The organism is Pantoea sp. PGP6, assembly GCF_053474785.1.
In genome coordinates, this window is sequence record NZ_JBQBMA010000001.1 from 1,605,149 (window position 1) to 1,622,989 (window position 17,841).

Below are 17,841 nucleotides of genomic sequence, written 5' to 3' on the forward strand. Positions count from 1 at the left end.
CTTACTCCATCATCTTCTCAATTGGCAGCACCAGAATCGAACTGGCACCCAGCGCTTTCAGTTTTTCCATCGTTTCCCAGAACAGGGTTTCGCTGCTCACCATGTGCATTGCCACGCGGCTGACATCACCGGCCAGCGGCAGCACGGTCGGGCGCTCGGCACCGGGCAGCAGGCTGATGACCTCTTCCAGCCGCTCGCTTGGCGCGTGCAGCATGATGTACTTCGATTCACGCGCTTTAATCACGCCCTGAATACGGGTCATCATCTTGTCGATCAGTTCCTGTTTGGCGGCAGGCATCTCGCCGTCGCGCTGAATCAGCACCGCTTTTGAGCGGTAAATGACTTCGACTTCGCGCAGACCGTTGGCTTCCAGCGTGGCACCGGTCGAGACCAGATCGCAGATCGCATCTGCCAGACCGGCGCGGGTTGCCACTTCAACGGAACCGTTCAGCATACAGGTTTTGAAACTGACGCCTTTTTTATCGAGGTACTGCTTTAACAGGTGCGGATAAGAGGTGGCGATGCGGGCATTATCGAGGCATTGCGGACCGGTATATTCATCATCAACCGCCATCGCCAGCGACAGACGGCAACCGCCGAAGTCGAGGCGACGCAGCGTGAAGTAGCGCGGGTCTTCACCCTGGGCACGGCGAGACAGTAGCTCTTCTTCCAGCACGTTCTCGCCAATAATCCCCAGATCGACCACGCCATCCATCACCAGGCCAGGAATATCGTCATCACGCACCCGCAGGATATCGATCGGCATGTTTTCCGCAAACGCAATCAGGCGCTGTTGCTGAAGGTTGATTTTAACGCCGCAGCGCGCCAGCAGTTCGCGTGAATCATCACTTAAACGGCCGGATTTTTGCATAGCTATGCGTAAACGGGTGTTATCTAACATGGTTCCTGTCCTCTTTAAGCCTATTCCGGTAGGCGTATATTGTTGCAGTCAGTCTGGTCACGGACAGCGCGCAACAACCGGAACGTACACGCAGTACGTAAGGATGGTGAGCACCGCCCAGGGCCAGAGTGGCAAATAAAATAGCCTGATGGGATAGGCTATTATTCCTGTCCTGGTTGGTGGATATGCTTCAGCCCATAAAAAAACCCCCGGAAGACGATCTTCCGGGGGTTCTCTTGCGTTCGCACCACTGGAAGATCTTAAAAGTCTTCCAGCACACATCGCCTGAAAGACTAGTCAGGATGATGGTGGTGGTGATGGTTGAACTGAACGCGTGTCATAAAAAATTCCGTAGATGAATGAGTATTCATTTGTGAGGTTTAACCTAGCGAAGATGGCCGCGATTGGCAACCCTTTTTTAACCAGGTGGTTCGGAAAGCACTGAAACAGGTTGTTCTGATTTGCAATCCGGGGGCAAACTACGTTGAAGTCAGGGTTGATGTTTTACGCCAGGAGTCAAAATGAAGAAGGTCGCAATTGTGGGGCTGGGTTGGTTGGGCATGCCGCTGGCCACGGCGTTAACCGCACGAGGCTGGCAGGTAACCGGCAGCAAAACCACGCCGGATGGGGTGGATGCGGCACGCCGCTGCGGCATCGAAGCCTTTCAACTGGAGCTGACGCCGGAACTTATCTGTGATGCCGCCGATGTCGAGCCGCTGTTCAACGTCGATGCGCTGGTGGTGACGTTACCCGCCAGCCGCACGGCGGAAGGGGGCGAAGCCTATCTGCAGGCGGTCCAGAACGTGGTGGACAGCGCGCTGGTCTATAACGTTCCGCGCATCATCTTTACCAGCTCGACCTCGGTGTACGGCAGCGGATCGGGCATCAAACGCGAAACCACTCCGCTGACGCCCGAAACCGTGGCCGGCAAAACGCTGGTTAAACTGGAAAACTGGCTGCACGATCTGCCGGGCACCAGCGTCGATATCGTCCGCCTTGCCGGGCTGGTGGGACCGAAGCGCCATCCGGGCCGGTTTCTGGCCGGTAAGCAGGATGTGGCGAATGGGTCACAGGGCGTTAACCTGGTACATCTGGATGACGTGGTTGAGGCGATTACGCTGTTGCTGCAGACGCCAAAAGGGGGACGGGTCTATAACCTGTGCGCCGCAAAACATCCGTCGCGCGATACCTTTTACCCGGCGGTCTCCCGTCAGCTGGGGCTGCAACCGCCACACTTCGCGCCGGAAACCGCTAACGAAAGCGGCAAACTGATTGATGGCTCGCGCATCTGCACCGAGCTGGGCTTTGAATATCGCTACGACGATCCGGTTAAAATGCCGCTGGAGTAAAGCGGAAGCTGCTGTTCCGGGCGCACGTCACCGGAACAGCCATCAAGCCAGACCACGCCTGCCATCTCATAGTTACAACATACTTAAAGCCTGCGAAAGCACGCCAGAGCCTGCCCCGATCCCGCTTTTCAGCTAAGCACGCCGGGCAGGGGCCTGGCGCTACATCAAACCCCTAAACGATCGCGAATGGCGTACCACACCGCGCCCATGGCGGTCAGTGGCACCTTGAAACGTCGTCCGCCGGGAAATGGCAGGTGAGGCAGGCGGGCGAAGGCATCAAAGCGTTCGGCATCACCGCGCAGCACTTCGCTGATCAGCTTGCCGGACAGATGGGTGCTGGTCACGCCGTGGCCGCTGTCGCCCTGCATGAAATAGACATTATTCTCCAGCCGGCCAAACTGCGGCATACGTGACAGCGTTAACAGAAAATTACCGCTCCAGCTGAAATCCAGCTTTACGTTCTGCAACTGAGGAAAGGTGCGGCGTAGCTTTGGCCGGATTAGCGCCTCAATATCGCCCGGCTCGCGCGCGCCGTAAACCACGCCACCGCCATACAGCAGCCGGTTATCGGCGGTCAGACGAAAATAGTCGAGCAGATAATTACAATCTTCCACGCAATGATTATTCGGCAGCAGCGACAGCGCCTGATCGGGTGACAGCGGCTCGGTGGCCACAATCTGCGATCCGCACGGCATGCTTTTACCGCTCAGACGGGGCTCAACTTCACTGGCCAGATAGGCATTACCGGCGAAAATCACAAATTTTGCAGTGACTTCACCGTGCGCGGTTTTTACCCGATTTGGCGAGCCGTAGGCCACTTTCACTGCGGCGGACTGTTCATAGATACGTCCGCCGTGCCGCCGAATCGCTTCCGCTTCACCCAGTGCCAGGTTGAGCGGATGCAGATGGCCGCCGCGCCGATCCAGCAACCCACCGACGTAGCGCTCGGTCGCCACTTCACGACGAATCCCGCGCTCATCCAGCAACTCCAGATCATGATTGCCATACTGCTGCCATAACGCTTTCTGTTTACGCAGGTGCGCCATCTGGCGGGCATTAAGTGCCGCAAAAATGCCGCCGGGCCGGTAGTCGCAGGCAATGGCGTAACGATCTATACGATCGCGGATGATCTCTGCTCCCTCAAACATCATGCTGCCCAGCATCCGTGCGCTCTCTTTACCGTAACGCTGTTCGATCACGTCCACATCGCGGCTGTAGGAATTGACCACCTGACCGCCGTTGCGCCCGCTGGCACCAAAGCCGATGCGCGCTGCTTCCAGCACCACCACCTCGTAACCCGCTTCGGTCAGATGAAGCGCCGCCGACAGGCCGGTGAAGCCGCCGCCAATAATGCAGACATCACACTGAATGCTCTCCTGCAACGTCGGCCACGGCGCGTGCGGATTGGCGGTCGCGGCGTAATAACTCTCCACGTAATTCATAACTACCTCCTTGATGCGCTCAGAAATTGGCAGGCGTATGGGCACTGACAATGCGGCAGGGTTCGTCAGACGTATTGGTAAAACTGTGCGGCAGGCCGGTATCAATCACGTAACTTTCACCGGCGTACAGGTGAAAGCTCTGGCCGTTAATCACTAAGGTGATTTCGCCCGCCAGCAGCGTGCCGGTCTCCTCACCGGGATGACGCAGTTTTTCGCCGGTGCTGGCGCCAGGCTGATAGGTTTCCAGCAGCATGCCCAGCGAGCGCTGCGGATTGCCATTTTCGACCAGCTTCAGCGAGACGCCCTGACTGCCGATTTCCAGCAGATCGTCCGGACGGACAATCACTTTAGGCGTGGCGTCGGCTTTCGGTTCTGAGAAAAATTCCGACAGGGAAAGCCCATATACCTTTAATAGCTTCTGTAAGGTACTGACGGCCGGACTGACTTTATCCTGCTCAATAGTGCTGATGGCGCTGTGGGTCAGGCCCGCCAGTTCAGCCACGCGGCGCTGTGACAAACCCAGCGCCTGACGGATCTGCGACAGCCGGCGTCCGGGTGCCAGCGTGGCATCATTCATGATCTTTTTCCTTATGAAAGCGAACTGCGGCCTGGATAAAACCGTCAAACAGCTGACGCGAGCCGGTTGTGCGATCCGCCTGCCATTCCGGGTGCCACTGCACCGCCAGCGCGAAGGGATGATGGCGCAGGCTGACCGCTTCAATCAGCCCGTCCGGCGCGCGTGCTTCAACCCGCAGCTGCGGGCCCGGTTCGCGTATGCCCTGATGATGCAACGAGTTAACCTGCAGCGGCTGCGTGCTGTCGAGCAGGGAACTGAGCAGCCCATTCGCTTCAATAGTCACCGGATGCGCCGGGGCGTACTGCTGATCCAGCGGCTGGGTCTCATCTTCATGATGGCGCTGGAACTGTTTTTGCTGGCTGAGATCGCGCCACAGCGCACCGCCGTTAGCCACCACCAGTTCCTGCATTCCACGGCAGATCCCCAGCATCGGCATCTTTCGGCTGGTGGCCCAGGTAATCAGCTGGAAGGCGAGACGATCGCGACCCGGATCGGCGTGCGGTTCTTCACCGGCTTCACCGTAATGCCAGGGTTCGATATTGCTCGGACTGCCGGTCAGCAGCAGGCCATCCAGCACCGTCATAGCGTTTTCTAATAGGTGGGGAGCGTTCATCAGGCTGTGGGGCAGGGCAAGCGGAACGCCGCCCGCGAGGATCACCGCGTCGGGGTATTTGTTGTGCACCGTTTGCGTCAGATGGCCACCGATGTGGCTCTGGCACATCACTACGCCAATCAAGGGTTTGTCAAAAATAATGCCCATCTCACGTCCTCGCATCGCTGTTCGAAATATCTACCGAAAGGGCACGTCTGGCGGTTAAGTGTGCAATATTTTGTCAATCTAGCAATCTGCTGTTTGTTCTTCAAACAGATTTGTTACATTTGCACACTTTTTATGTTGGCGCTATGTTAGAGGAGTGGCTGTTATTTTGAGCATTGCGCAAACCGAATAGGGGCGGGTGAGATCATGACTAACCTGGTAGAAGTGGAAGACTTCACGCTTCACAGTGAAGAGAAACGAACCAGCGCGTTCCAGCTTGAGGTGAAAGCCTGGCTGGAGCGCCATCCTGAAACGCAGTATGTCGACATTCTGTTAAACGATTTAAACGGTGTCTTTCGCGGTAAGCGCATTCCCGTCTCAGCGCTGCCAAAGCTGGAAAAGGGCTGTTACTTCCCCGCCTCAGTGTTCGCCATGGATATCCTCGGCAACACGGTGGAAGAAGCCGGACTCGGCCAGTCTTTGGGCGAACCTGACAACCTCTGTCTGCCCGTCGCGGGCACCTTAGTTCCCTCCGCTTCCGATCCTCAGCACATCGCGCAACTGCTGCTCACCATGTGCAACCAAGATGGCACTCCCTTTGACGTTGAACCCCGAAATGTCCTTAACCGGCTGTGGCAACAGTTGCGTAACCGAGGCCTGTTTCCGGTGGTAGCGGTAGAGCTGGAGTTCTATCTGGTGGATAAAAAGCGCGATGCCGAGGGCTTCATCCAGCCGCCGTGCGCGCCGGGCAGCGATGAACGCAATATGCAGAGCCAGGTCTATTCGGTCGATAATCTCGATCATTTCGCCGATGTGCTGCGTGATATTGACGATCTGGCGCGTCAGCAGGGTATTCCGGCCGATGGCGCGCTGGCTGAAGCGTCGCCGGGTCAGTTCGAAATCAACCTGCATCATACTGGCGACGTACTGCGCGCCTGCGATCACGCGGTGCAGCTGAAACGGCTGATCCGTCAGGTGGCTGAAAATCACGCTATGACCGCCACCTTTATGGCCAAGCCGTATGAGGAGTATGCGGGCAGCGGCATGCATGTCCACATCAGTATGCTGGATGCCGCCGATCACAACGCTTTCGCCTGTGATGACGGCAGTGACTCGCCGCTGATGAAGCGCGCGCTGGCCGGAATGATCGACCTGATGCCCGCCTCGATGGCGCTGCTGGCACCAAACGTTAACGCCTATCGCCGCTTTGTGCCGGAGGCTTACGTACCGTTGCAGGCGTCGTGGGGCCATAACAATCGCACCGTGGCGCTGCGGGTGCCGTGCGGCGATATCGATAATCATCGCATCGAATACCGGGTAGCGGGGGCGGATGCCAATCCTTATCTGGTGGTGTCGGCGATACTTGCCGGGATGCTGCACGGTCTGGATACCCAGCTGCCGTTGCCACAGCCGGTGACCGGCAACGGCCATCACGCCGAGGGTCTGGCGCTGCCGATTCGGCAGAGTGACGCTCTGTATGAGTTCAACAACAGCTATCCGCTGCAAAAATTACTCGGCGAACGCTTTGCCAGCGTCTGGTATAGCTGCAAGAATTATGAACTGATGCAGTTCGAACGGCTGATAACCGCCACGGAGATTGACTGGATGCTGAAAAACGCCTGATAACCTTTTTTTTGCATCCGGTGCCCCGGTGGCTTGTATTTCGGCCCTGGGATGAGGCAGAATACGCGGCCTGCAAAATCAGACCATAACCGACGCTTACCGCGCCGGTTATTTTTTTTGCATCCTGTTTTAACAAATAGTTTTTCGCTGACTTAACCGAGGCCGGGCACGCACCCGGATAGATAAACACTGAAAACACGCGTTAGCGTGAGATTGAGGATACAAAGATGGGGATGTTTTCCACACTGCCAGCTCAGGCTGGTGCGCGTTTTCGTGATGACTACGGCGCCGCGTTGATCACCAACCTTACTCCCTGTCGCTTAATGCGCAGTTGTCCTGTGACCCAACCCAGTCAGGTTGTCGCGCAGGAGGGACTGAAGCATGTCGCTTAACACCTCCGCTGCACCACAGCGTGCACAGCTGAAAAAAACGCTAACGTTACTTCCGGTCGTCATGATGGGCTTAGCCTACATGCAGCCTATGACCCTGTTCGATACCTTTGGCATCGTTTCCGGGCTGACCGACGGTCACGTCGCGACGGCTTACGCTTTCGCGCTGATTGCGATTCTGTTTACTGCCGTGAGCTACGGTAAGCTGGTACGCCGCTTCCCCTCTGCGGGCTCCGCTTATACCTACGCTCAGAAGGCGATCAGTCCGCACGTCGGCTTTATGGTCGGCTGGTCATCGCTGCTGGACTACCTGTTCATGCCGATGATCAACATCCTGCTGGCGAAAAACTATTTCGAATCGCTGGTGCCCGGCATCCCTTCGTGGATTTTCGTGGTGCTGCTGGTCGGCTTTATGACGCTCTCCAACCTCAAGGGCATCAAAACTGTCGCCAACTTTAACAGCGTGATCGTGGTGCTGCAGGTGATTGTCATGGTCGGGATTACGGCGATGGTAATTTATGGCGTGGCGAACGGCGTTGGTGCCGGCACGCTGGCCAGCAGCAAACCGTTCTGGTCTGAGAACGCGCACGTGGTGCCGATGATCACCGGAGCGACGATACTCTGTTTCTCGTTCCTCGGCTTTGATGGCATCAGCTCACTGTCAGAAGAGACCAAAGATGCAGAACGTACCATTCCGCGTGCGATTTTCCTGACCGCGCTGATTGGCGGCGTGATCTTCATCATCGCCTCCTACTTCCTGCAGCTTTACTTCCCGGACATCACGCGCTTCCAGGACCCGGACTCCTCTCAGCCTGAAATCATGCTGTTTGTTGCCGGTAAAGCGCTGCAGGTCGGCATCCTGATCTTCTCGGTGGTCACGGTGCTGGCATCCGGTATGGCGGCGCATGCCGGCGTCTCACGTCTGATGTATGTGATGGGCCGTGATGGCGTGTTCCCGGAGCGTTTCTTCGGTTACGTTCATCCGAAATGGCGTACCCCGTCGCTCAACGTGCTGCTGGTGGGTGCGATTGCGCTGATGGCGATTAACTTCGACCTGGTGACCGCAACGGCGCTGATTAACTTCGGTGCGCTGGTGGCCTTCACCTTCGTTAACCTGTCGGTGATTGCCCAGTTCTGGATCCGTGAAAAGCGTAACCGTACGCTGAAAGATCACTTCCAGTATCTGGTTCTGCCGCTGATGGGTGCGTTGACGGTCGGTGCGTTGTGGGTGAACCTGGAAGAGAGTTCAATGGTGCTGGGCCTGATCTGGGCGACCATTGGCATTATCTATCTGGCGTTCGTGACCCGCAGCTTCCGTAATCCGGTGCCGCAGTTCAGCGAAGAGATTTAATCGCGCTAAACCTCGCCGCCTTCCCGCGCTAAAAACGGGAGGGCGGCGAAAGTCTTAACTGGCGAGCACCAGCTCCCAGTGTCCGGCGTTCAATGCCATCCGTCCCGCCTCACTCAACTGACTGTCGGTCACCACCAGATCAAACTTCTCCAGCGGCAGGGCCAGAAAGGTCGCAATCTTGTTGTATTTCGAACTGTCGCTCAGCAGCACCCGCTTACTGCTCACCTCGCTGACCGTCTGCTTCACCGTCACCTTATCCTCATCTGGCGTAAACAGCCCGCGCGGCCCCCAGCAGGAGGCGGAAATAAAGGCGATGTCGATCGCCAGATGACGCAGGCTGCGCGCTGCCGACTCGCCGACGCAGGAACGGTTCTCACGGCAGACCGTACCGCCGGTGTGGATCACCCGGCAGTGACTGGCTTCCATCAGCAGGTTAGCCACCATAAAATCATTGGTCACCACCAGTAAATCGTCCCGATCCACCACTTCCCGCGCCAGCGCCAGCGTTGTGGTGCCGGCATCCAGATAGATGCAGCTATTGCGCGGGATGTGCTGAGCGGCATAGCGACCAATCGCCCGCTTCTCATCGTTGTACAAGGCACTTTTGGTCAGATGTGACGGTTCGGCCGCCAGCCGATCCGCCGAACGTACTCCCCCTGACACCGACAGCACCGCGCCTTGCTCCTCCAGCTTTTGCACATCACGCCGGATAGTCATGTGCGACACGCCCAGCCGCTCGGTCAGTTCAGCAATGCTCACCACGCCACGATCGGCCACCAGCGCCAGAATCTGTTGATGACGTTCAACCGGAATCATATTCGCTCCCTGAGATTTATCATTTTTTCACATTGTAGAGCATCTGCCGGTCGGGAAGAATAGAAAATAACAGCCTGCGCCCGCTGTTAAGCCGGGTGATAATGCCCGCAAAGTGGGGTATGTCAGGGATTATGGTGGATGTTAAGAATTGTTCCTGATCACATCACAGATGTTTTTTTGTGAGTTACCACACGTTTTTGCTGGGGTAAAGCTGGCAGGATTAACAGTAACAAACAAATAATCACTTAATTTAACAGTGGAGGCCGACAGTGCCAGTCGAAAATATCTGTGTTATCGGGTTAGGTTCCATGGGCATGGGCGCCGCGCAATCCTGTATCCGCGCCGGTCTTAACACCTGGGGCGTCGATCTGAATCCCGCCGCGCTGGAGACCCTGCGCCAGGCGGGCGCTCGTGACGCGCAATCCTCCGCCGCCCGGTTTGCTGACCAGCTCGACGCGGTGCTGCTGCTGGTGGTGAATGCGCAGCAGGTGAACGCCATTCTGTTCGGTGACGATGGCCTGGCCGCGAAGCTACGGCCCGGCACGGCGGTGATGGTGTCATCGACCCTCTCAGCGCAGGATGCGCAGCAGATTGAACAGCGGCTGGCACAACATCAGTTGCTGATGCTCGACGCGCCGGTCTCCGGTGGGGCAGCAAAAGCCGCCAGCGGTGAGATGACGGTAATGGCCTCCGGCAGCGAAGAGGCTTTTACGCAGCTGCAACCGGTGCTGGATGCTGTGGCGGCCAAAGTCTATCGGGTGGGCAGCGACATCGGCCTCGGCTCGACGGTCAAAATCATTCATCAGCTGCTGGCCGGGGTACACATCGCAGTCGGGGCAGAAGCGATGGCGCTGGCAGCACGGGCGGGCATTCCGCTGGAGACCATGTATCAGGTGGTTACCCATGCCGCCGGTAACTCGTGGATGTTCGAAAACCGCATGCGGCACGTGGTGGACGGTGACTACAGTCCGAAGTCGGCGGTCGATATCTTCGTCAAAGATCTCAACCTGGTGGCTGATACCGCCAAATCGCTGCACTTCCCGCTGCCGCTGGCCTCGACCGCGCTCAATATGTTTACCGAAGCCAGCAACGCCGGTTATGGCCGTGAAGATGACAGCGCGGTGATTAAAATCTTCAGCGGCATCAGCCTGCCACAGGGTAAGGAGAATACCTGATGCGTCTTGGAGTGATAGCCGACGATTTTACCGGTGCGACCGACATCGCCAGTTTTCTGGCGCAAAACGGCCTGACCACCATTCAGTTCAACGGCGTACCGGCCAGCGATCGGGTCGTCGGGGCGCAGGCGATAGTGATCAGCCTGAAGAGCCGATCCTGCCCGGCAGAGCAGGCGGTAGCGCAGTCGCTGGCGGCGCTGGCGTGGCTGCAACAGCAGGGCTGTGAGCGCTTCTACTTTAAATACTGCTCCACCTTCGACAGCACCGCGCAGGGCAATATCGGCCCGGTGACCGATGCATTGCTGACCGCACTGGGCGAAAGCCTGACGGTGATCTGTCCGGCGCTGCCGGTGAACGGGCGCACGGTGTATCAGGGGCATCTGTTTGTCGGCGATCGGCTGCTGTCGGACTCCGGCATGCGCCACCACCCGGTCACGCCAATGCACGACAGCAACCTGCTGCGTCTGATGGCGGCGCAGGCCACCGGTCAGGCCGGGCTGATCGCTGCCGCGCAGGTCGATCAAGGCGCGGAGGCAGTGCGTCAGGCGCTGGGCCAGCTGGGGGAGCAGGGCATTAACTATGTAGTTATCGACACGCTGAATGAACAACATTTGCTGACCCAGGGCGAGGCGCTACGCGATCTGCGGCTGGTGACCGGCGGTTCCGGGCTGGCAATCGGGCTGGCGCGCCAGTGGGCGATGGCCGGAGCGGATGCAGCGGCGGCGGAGCAGGCAGGACGACCGCAGGGCGATCGTGCGGTGGTGCTTTCCGGCTCCTGCTCGCAGATGACCCAACGCCAGGTCAGTGTCTATCGCCAGCTGGCACCCGCTCAGGAAGTGCAGGTCGAACGCTGTCTGCAGGATGCTGACGGCTACGCCCTGCAGCTGTGTGACTGGGTAGCAGCCAACAGTCATCAGGCACTGGCGCCGCTGCTGTTTGCTACCGCTGACGCGCAGCAGTTGCAGCTGATTCAGCAACAATATGGTGCCCGGCGCAGCAGTGAGGCGGTCGAGCAGCTATTTGCCGCCGTGACCCGTGAGCTGCAGCGGCGCGGCTGGCAGCGCTTTATCGTGGCGGGCGGCGAAACCTCCGGCGTGGTGGCCCAGAGCCTGGGGGTTACGGCGTTTCATATCGGCCCGACCATCTCGCCTGGCGTGCCGTGGGTGCGTGATATTCAGCAGCCGCTGTCGCTGGCGCTGAAGTCCGGTAACTTTGGCGATGAAGACTTTTTCCGCCGCGCGCAAACGGAGTTTTCCCATGTCTGAATCTTTCTCTTTAGCCGAGCAGCAGGCGCGTGACGAAATGGTCCGGCTCGGCGCCTCCTTCTTTCAGCGCGGCTACGCCACCGGCTCGGCCGGCAATCTGTCCGTGCGGCTGGAAGATGGCAATCTGCTGGCAACCCCCACCGGCTCCTGCCTCGGTGAGTTACAGGGTGACCGCCTCGCTAAAGTCACGCCTGACGGTGAGTGGCTCTCTGGCGATAAACCGTCCAAAGAGATCGCGTTTCACCGCGCGCTCTACCTGAACAATCCCGACTGCAAAGCGGTGGTGCATCTGCACAGTCACTACCTGACGGCGCTCTCCTGTTTACAGGGACTGGACCCGGAAAACTGCATCCGTCCGTTCACGCCGTATGTGGTGATGCGGGTCGGAGATGTACCGGTTGTGCCGTACTACAAGCCGGGCGATCAGCGGCTGGCGGAAGATCTGGCGCAGCTGGCACCGCGCTACCGCGCCTTTTTGCTGGCCAACCATGGGCCGGTGGTAGTGGGGAAATCATTGCGTGAAGCGGCAGATAACACCGAGGAGCTGGAAGAGACGGCCCGGCTGATCTTTACCCTTGGCGACCGCGCCATCCGTTATCTCAATGACGCCGAAGTGGCCGAGTTAAGGAGCCGATAATGCCTGAGTTTGCTGCTAACCTGTCGACCCAGTTTACCGAACTGCCGTTTGCTGAACGCTTCGCTGCCGCAGCGGCGGCCGGTTTTGAGGCGGTGGAGTTTCTGTTTCCCTATGACTATCCCGCAGAACAGCTGAAGCAGTGGCTGGATGAGAATCAGCTCCAGCTGGTGCTGTTCAATACCGCGCCTGGCAACGTTGCCGCGGGTGAGTGGGGCGTTTCCGCCATTCCCGGCCGTGAAGCGGAAGCCAGAGCGGATATCGATCGCGCTCTGCAGTATGCGCTGGCGCTCAACTGCCCGCAGGTGCATATCATGGCGGCCACGGTGCCGCCGGGAGCCGATCGCCAGCGCTATGTTGAGACCTTTATCAGCGCGATGCGTTATGCCGCTGAACGCTTTGCACCGCACGGCATCAACCTGCTGATTGAGGCACTGATCCCGACTACTAAGCCGAACTATCTCTATTCCAGTCAGTATCAGACGCTGGAAATGGTGGAGCAGATCGATCGGCCCAATGTGTTTACCCAGCTCGACCTGTTCCACGCGCAGTTAGTGGATGGCAACCTCAGCCATCTGATTCGCCACTACGCCGGGCGCTATCGTCACGTACAGATCGCCTCAGCACCGGATCGCCATGAGCCGGATGAGGGGGAAATTAACTACCCGTGGCTGTTTACCCTGCTGGATGAGGTCGGCTATCAGGGCTGGGTCGGCTGCGAATACTTCCCGCGAACCAGCACCACCGCTGGCCTCGGCTGGTTTGCCCGCTGGCGTACGCGCCGTTAATCACCTGCACGGCCACTCACACCGATTGTCAGACAAACGGTGTGAGTCCTGCTGCAGCTTAATCACACCAGTGTTCAATCAATAAAAATATAACTTACTGAAAATTATAATTAATCAGAGGTCTGCCGATGTCCACTACGCTGCTGTTATCCATCGCGCTGGTCAGCGTGATTCTGCTGTTGCTGTTGGTAATCAAAGCCAAAGTCCATCCCTTTATTGCGTTACTGATTGCCAGCCTGTTTGTCGCCATCACTACCGGTATCCCGGCTGAAAACATTATGAAAGTGATCCTGGGCGGGATGGGCAGCCTGCTCGGCAGCATTGCCGCAATAATTGTACTGGGGGCGATACTCGGCGCGATTATTGAAGCATCTGGCGGCGCTGATCGGCTGGCAAACCGCTTCGCGCAGCTGTGCGGACCACAGCGCATGGTCGCGGCGTTAACCACCGTAGCCTTTATTCTGGGATTGCCGGTGTTTTTTGACGTCGGGTTTATTATCGTGGTCCCGCTGATTTATGGTTTTACCAAAGTGATGCGCGTATCGCCGCTGAAGTTTGGTTTGCCAATGGCAGGCATGATGCTGATGGTGCATGTTACGGTGCCCACTCATCCAGGACCGGCGGCCGCCGCCGGTTTGCTGAATGCCGATCCTGGCTGGTTAATGATGACCGGGATAGCATTGTCGATACCGACAGGCATTGCCGGTTATTTCGTGGCTAAGGCGCTAAATCTTAAAAAATACCATCTTTCTGTTCAGGTACTGGAGCAGCTGCAGCTTACTGAACCCACCGCCCAGACGACATCTGCCAGCGGTAAAGATGCGCCGGGCGCCTTGCTGATTTCGGGCTTAATCTTATTGCCGATTCTGCTGATCATGCTGGGTACGTTATTGCCGCCGCATCTTACCCCCGATAGCCTGCCACTGAAGATTCTGACGTTAGTGGCATCGCCAGCTGTGGCATTGCTGATTACCCTGGCGCTTGCAGGATGGCTGCTGGGTCTGCGTCGTGGCTGGACCAAAGAGAAGCTGGAGACGCTGTCAAATAACGCGATATCCACCGCTGCCGGGGTGATTTTAGTCTCAGGCGCCGGGGGAGCATTCGGCAAGGTACTGGTGGAATCAGGCGTAGGCAAAGCGCTGGCCAGTTCATTGCAGACGATTCATCTGCCGTTGATCCCGGCTGCGTTTATTCTTTCACTGGCGCTGCGCGCTTCACAGGGGTCGGCAACGGTGGCGATTGTCACAACCTGTGGGTTGTTAAGTACTGCCGTGACGGGGCTTGGCGAGCTGCAACTGGTGCTGGTCGCCCTGTCAGCCTGTTTTGGTGCGCTGGGCTTGTCACACGTTAATGATTCCGGCTTCTGGGTGGTCACCCGTTATCTTGGTTTGTCGGTGGCTGATGGGTTACGCAGCTGGACAATACTGACCACAATGATGGGACTGTGTGGTTTTGCGCTGACCTGGCTGGTATGGGTAATGATGTAATGCGGCAACGTGCCGGGACCGCGAACAGTTGCGGTCCCGACCTAAGTCGGCAGCAGAAACTGCCGGGCAGTTTCGGGGCTAAGAAACCAGTTCCTGCGCATAGAGATAGAGCGCTTTTAACTGTCCCAGCTTCTCCGGATCGGCTTCATGCAGACTCGCCAGTGACTCCAGCTCCTGCAAAAACGCCTGCACCCGCTCAGCATTGAGCACCTCGCGCCGATGCTGCAACCAGCGCTGCTGTTCCGCATCATCCAGCGTGCCGGGGAAGTTACGCGCCCGATAACGGAACAGCAGTTTCGCCACGCGCGCGCTGTCGAAAGTTAAATCCAGCGCCGGCAGGTTAGCGGGTGCAGTCTGGCGAATAATGTTCATACCCGCGCGATCGGCATCGCTGAAAAAGCCATCGTACAGCTGGGTGTCAACATCGTCCGACGGGGTAAACGGTTCAGCGTCAGCAAACAGCGTCACCAGCTTCTCACGCACTTCTGGTTGCTGACGCAGCAGCGCCAGATTCGCCAGGCAGTGCTGACGATCGATACCCAGCCGGGCGGCATCCTCCGGACGCAGCGTATTAGCCGGTGCCAGCACCGGACATTTGTTGATATGAACCAGCTTAACCGGCACTGCTGGCAGATCGCCGAGATCGTTTTTCGGCGTATAGAGCCGCTCGCGCAGGGTATCGGCATCCAGCTGCAGCAGCGGTGAGATATCACCGGCCAGATCGACCACAATCAGCGCATTGCGGTTATCCGGGTGCCAGGCCAGCGGAACTACCCAGCTGGTGTTGCCGCGTGCCGCGCCGAACATGCCGGAGACGTGAACCAGCGGCTTCATCTGCGGGATATCAATCAGGTTCATCAGCTTGTTTTTGTTACGGTGGGTAAACAAAAACTCAAACAGCTTAGGCTGCTTCTCTTTCACCAGCCGGGCCATCGCCAGCGTGGCATAGACATCAGACATCGCGTCATGGGCATTTTCATGCGCCACACCGTTGGCTTTGGTCAGATGTTCCAGCCGGAAGCTGGGAAAGCCTTCTTCATTTTCCGGCCAGTTGATCCCTTCCGGGCGCAATGCATAGCAGGCCCGCATCACGTCGAGCAGATCCCAGCGCGAGTTGCCGTTCTGCCAGCTCCAGCCATAGGGATCGTAGAAGTTGCGGTAGAAGATATTGCGCGTCACTTCATCATCAAAGCGCACGTTGTTGTAGCCGACCACGCAGGTTTGTTCGGTGGTAAACAGGGCGTGAATGCGTTCAGCGAACTCCGCTTCTGTCACGCCGCGCGCCATCGCCACCTGTGGCGTGATGCCGGTAATCATCACGGCTTCCGGCTGCGGCAGATAGTCATCCGGCGGACGGCAGTAAAACACCTGTGGCTCACCAATCGGATTAAAATCGCTGTCGGTACGCAGACCGGCGAACTGTGCCGGCCGATCGCGTGAAGGGCTGGTGCCGAAGGTCTCGTAATCGTGGAAGAGGAAGGTGGCCTGGACGCGATCGTTATTCAAATTTCATATCCGCTTAATTTCATTCACTAAACTGATGAACAGCAAGTTGTCACTCTTCCCGTTCGCTTGATGCCTTTCTTCATCTGCGCCTGACTGCTGATGCGCATGTGCCGGTGCAGAGCAAAATCACCCAGGCAGCATCAGGCTTCATACCCTACATGGTAAACCATAATCCGACCGGTCTGAAGTTTCGGATGGTAGCGGGGCAGGCTGTACGGTTCTGACAAAGCGGGAATGAGGCTCAAAACCGCGGCTGGTGGAGCGGCAGCGCCTGAGCGGTTAGCGCAGTTGCTGCACCACCCGGGGATAGGCATAACAACTGCCTGAGAAGTGTCAGGGGACAAAAATGAACCTGTTTTACCGGTCAGCCTATAGCACGATCGTTCCATGTGTCTCGATAGATAAAATTACCTTCGGTATATTTCCAGGTTATCGCTTCATAGCGTAATTCCAGCGTTTCCAGATGCGTGCTGCTCATGCCGTTGGGTGCAAGATAGGGCGATACCGTGGTGACCTTCACGTTTTCCAGGATGATATTAAAATATTCAGTCTCAATTCCTGCATCAATTATCCGGTACATCCTGATTATCGCCTTCTTCATGATTCGGCCTTCGCAGACAGCTCTGTATAGAAGTGGAGTTGTTTGATCAAACTCTTTCACTATCGTAACAGGCTGGTGAATGCGTGTGCCTGTAAGTTTTCCCCAGTTAGGATCGACCGGAATAGTAACGCCGTGGGAGAATGATTTGAGTTCAATAGAGCCTGAACGCAGTGGCATCTGACAACTACCGACGATTGGAGAACCCTTTTCATCGTTAAGCCATAAATGTGCGGGAGCAGACATGTTATTTTATCCTTAAAGGTAATCAGGCTTTCGTTAAATGGAATATTACCATTTAACAATCAGGGGGAAGTAAATTATTACCAGTACTACAAAAACTGGTATAGGCCACAAAGGCCCATCAGGAAATAATTTTAGATAAAATAATGCAAATGCAAGAACGAGAATGACCGGTGCATAGACAAAAAATAAAGATTTAAATATTCTTTTAAAAAACCTCGTCATTAAATTTTTCATAATTTTATTACCGAATCATATTAGTAATAATTCGGGAAACTTCGTCATCAGATGCCCACGCACTAAGAAGCGCATCAGATCTTTCGAATAGAGGTTCAATCAAGAAAAACATCATTTCCAGTTCATTGGCATACAATGCTGAATAATATTCAGGTAAGGCATAACGCAGGCGGTTTGCGCTATCAGCTGCTTTCTGAACAACTCCATACATCCCAGCTATGGCAATGGCAACGCCAGCTCTTCGGCCAGCCAGTACACTCATATCGAGGCTGAGCTTCATGCCAGCAGCTACTGCAGCAGACACGGCCAAAATAAATCCGTATTTTGTAAATTGACTTACTGCAATGTGAATATTTACTGCCATCAGAGATTCTTTTATCTTTCCTAATTGACTACTGGTTTTATGCCTGAATATTTCTTCAAAATATATTTTGAGCATATCAAATATAATATCGCCATGCTCCACTAGCTTATAAATACCTCCGATGAATCTTAGGTCTTCATTTTTTTGTTTCTGACAAACATCCTGATATTCCTCAGTAAAGCACGATGTGTAAAACAGTGCACGCTTTGCGCCTGCGCCTATTATATCAATTTGATCAGATACAGCTTTTCCAACGCCGGTAAATGTGCGGTCAAGTTTTAACGCGAGGATATTATTTGACTTCAAGTAACTGATAACGTTTTTGTTATAGTACATAAC

Annotated in this window: 17 protein-coding genes and 1 other annotated feature; of the genes, 8 read left to right on the plus strand and 9 right to left on the minus strand. The window is 56.4% G+C overall.

Annotation, left to right across the window (positions count from 1 at the left end; all coding sequences use genetic code 11):
* Window position 1: 1 nt before the first annotated feature.
* Window positions 2-901, minus strand: coding sequence for an ATP phosphoribosyltransferase (gene hisG / locus ACLIBF_RS07560; RefSeq protein WP_031375359.1), 900 nt, complete (start codon window positions 899-901; stop codon window positions 2-4).
* Between the two features lie 197 nt (window positions 902-1,098).
* Window positions 1,099-1,219, minus strand: a sequence feature (His leader region).
* Window positions 1,195-1,242, minus strand: a complete 48-nt coding sequence (gene hisL, locus ACLIBF_RS07565) for a his operon leader peptide (RefSeq protein WP_100396937.1) — start codon at window positions 1,240-1,242, stop codon at window positions 1,195-1,197. Its footprint overlaps the feature before it by 25 nt.
* 180 nt (window positions 1,243-1,422) lie before the next feature.
* Here hisL and ACLIBF_RS07570 point away from each other — a divergent pair, with 180 nt between their 5' ends.
* Window positions 1,423-2,250, plus strand: a complete 828-nt coding sequence (locus tag ACLIBF_RS07570) for an SDR family oxidoreductase (protein ID WP_279810459.1) — start codon at window positions 1,423-1,425, stop codon at window positions 2,248-2,250.
* A 164-nt stretch (window positions 2,251-2,414) separates the two neighbouring features.
* Here the strand turns inward: ACLIBF_RS07570 and ACLIBF_RS07575 are convergent, their stop codons facing one another.
* Genes ACLIBF_RS07575 through puuD form a run of 3 tightly spaced genes read right to left on the minus strand, consistent with a single transcriptional unit; the run spans window position 2,415 to window position 5,029 of the window.
* A complete protein-coding gene (locus ACLIBF_RS07575) occupies window positions 2,415-3,692 on the minus strand; it encodes an NAD(P)/FAD-dependent oxidoreductase (RefSeq protein WP_031375361.1) in 1,278 nt (425 codons plus the stop codon).
* 19 nt (window positions 3,693-3,711) lie between these two features.
* Entirely contained in the window at window positions 3,712-4,269 is a 558-nt protein-coding gene (puuR, locus tag ACLIBF_RS07580) for an HTH-type transcriptional regulator PuuR (RefSeq protein WP_031375362.1), read from the minus strand.
* Window positions 4,262-5,029, minus strand: a complete 768-nt coding sequence (gene puuD, locus ACLIBF_RS07585) for a gamma-glutamyl-gamma-aminobutyrate hydrolase (protein ID WP_046288220.1) — start codon at window positions 5,027-5,029, stop codon at window positions 4,262-4,264. Before puuD ends, puuR begins: the two co-directional genes overlap by 8 nt.
* 204 nt (window positions 5,030-5,233) lie before the next feature.
* On the opposite strand from puuD, the gene ACLIBF_RS07590 reads away from it, so the two are divergent.
* Together ACLIBF_RS07590 and ACLIBF_RS07595 are read left to right on the plus strand one after the other, a co-directional pair.
* A complete protein-coding gene (locus ACLIBF_RS07590) occupies window positions 5,234-6,649 on the plus strand; it encodes a glutamine synthetase family protein (RefSeq protein ID WP_046288221.1) in 1,416 nt (471 codons plus the stop codon).
* 381 nt (window positions 6,650-7,030) lie between these two features.
* Complete coding sequence (locus ACLIBF_RS07595; RefSeq protein ID WP_069729544.1) at window positions 7,031-8,389, plus strand: APC family permease; 1,359 nt, start codon at window positions 7,031-7,033, stop codon at window positions 8,387-8,389.
* Between the two features lie 54 nt (window positions 8,390-8,443).
* On the opposite strand, the gene ygbI is transcribed toward ACLIBF_RS07595, so the two are convergent.
* On the minus strand, window positions 8,444-9,205 hold the full coding sequence (gene ygbI / locus ACLIBF_RS07600; RefSeq protein WP_031375364.1) for a DNA-binding transcriptional repressor YgbI: 762 nt from the start codon (window positions 9,203-9,205) through the stop codon (window positions 8,444-8,446).
* A 269-nt stretch (window positions 9,206-9,474) separates the two neighbouring features.
* Between ygbI and ltnD the strand changes: the two genes are divergently transcribed.
* The 5 genes from ltnD (at window position 9,475) to ACLIBF_RS07625 (ending at window position 14,554) form a co-directional block, all read left to right on the plus strand.
* Entirely contained in the window at window positions 9,475-10,380 is a 906-nt protein-coding gene (gene ltnD / locus ACLIBF_RS07605) for an L-threonate dehydrogenase (RefSeq protein ID WP_031375365.1), read from the plus strand.
* Window positions 10,380-11,645, plus strand: coding sequence for a 3-oxo-tetronate kinase (otnK, locus tag ACLIBF_RS07610; RefSeq protein ID WP_279810457.1), 1,266 nt, complete (start codon window positions 10,380-10,382; stop codon window positions 11,643-11,645). The genes ltnD and otnK overlap by 1 nt, the downstream gene beginning before the upstream one ends.
* Window positions 11,638-12,282: a 3-oxo-tetronate 4-phosphate decarboxylase gene (otnC, locus tag ACLIBF_RS07615; protein WP_069729547.1), complete on the plus strand. Its 645-nt coding sequence runs from the start codon at window positions 11,638-11,640 to the stop codon at window positions 12,280-12,282. Before otnK ends, otnC begins: the two co-directional genes overlap by 8 nt.
* Window positions 12,282-13,067, plus strand: coding sequence for an HPr family phosphocarrier protein (locus tag ACLIBF_RS07620; protein ID WP_448309503.1), 786 nt, complete (start codon window positions 12,282-12,284; stop codon window positions 13,065-13,067). Before otnC ends, ACLIBF_RS07620 begins: the two co-directional genes overlap by 1 nt.
* Window positions 13,068-13,195: 128 nt before the next feature.
* Window positions 13,196-14,554 carry a GntP family transporter gene (locus ACLIBF_RS07625; RefSeq protein WP_069729548.1) on the plus strand — a complete coding sequence of 453 codons (1,359 nt, stop codon included), beginning with the start codon at window positions 13,196-13,198 and terminating at the stop codon, window positions 14,552-14,554.
* Between the two features lie 78 nt (window positions 14,555-14,632).
* Here ACLIBF_RS07625 and sbcB read toward each other — a convergent pair whose 3' ends face one another.
* The 3 genes from sbcB to ACLIBF_RS07640 form a co-directional block, all read right to left on the minus strand.
* Window positions 14,633-16,060, minus strand: coding sequence for an exodeoxyribonuclease I (sbcB, locus tag ACLIBF_RS07630; protein ID WP_069729549.1), 1,428 nt, complete (start codon window positions 16,058-16,060; stop codon window positions 14,633-14,635).
* Between the two features lie 364 nt (window positions 16,061-16,424).
* Window positions 16,425-16,904, minus strand: coding sequence for an Hcp family type VI secretion system effector (locus ACLIBF_RS07635; RefSeq protein WP_448309504.1), 480 nt, complete (start codon window positions 16,902-16,904; stop codon window positions 16,425-16,427).
* A gap of 241 nt (window positions 16,905-17,145) precedes the next feature.
* A complete protein-coding gene (locus ACLIBF_RS07640) occupies window positions 17,146-17,838 on the minus strand; it encodes a hypothetical protein (RefSeq protein ID WP_031375231.1) in 693 nt (230 codons plus the stop codon).
* Between the last annotated feature and the right edge of the window lie 3 nt (window positions 17,839-17,841).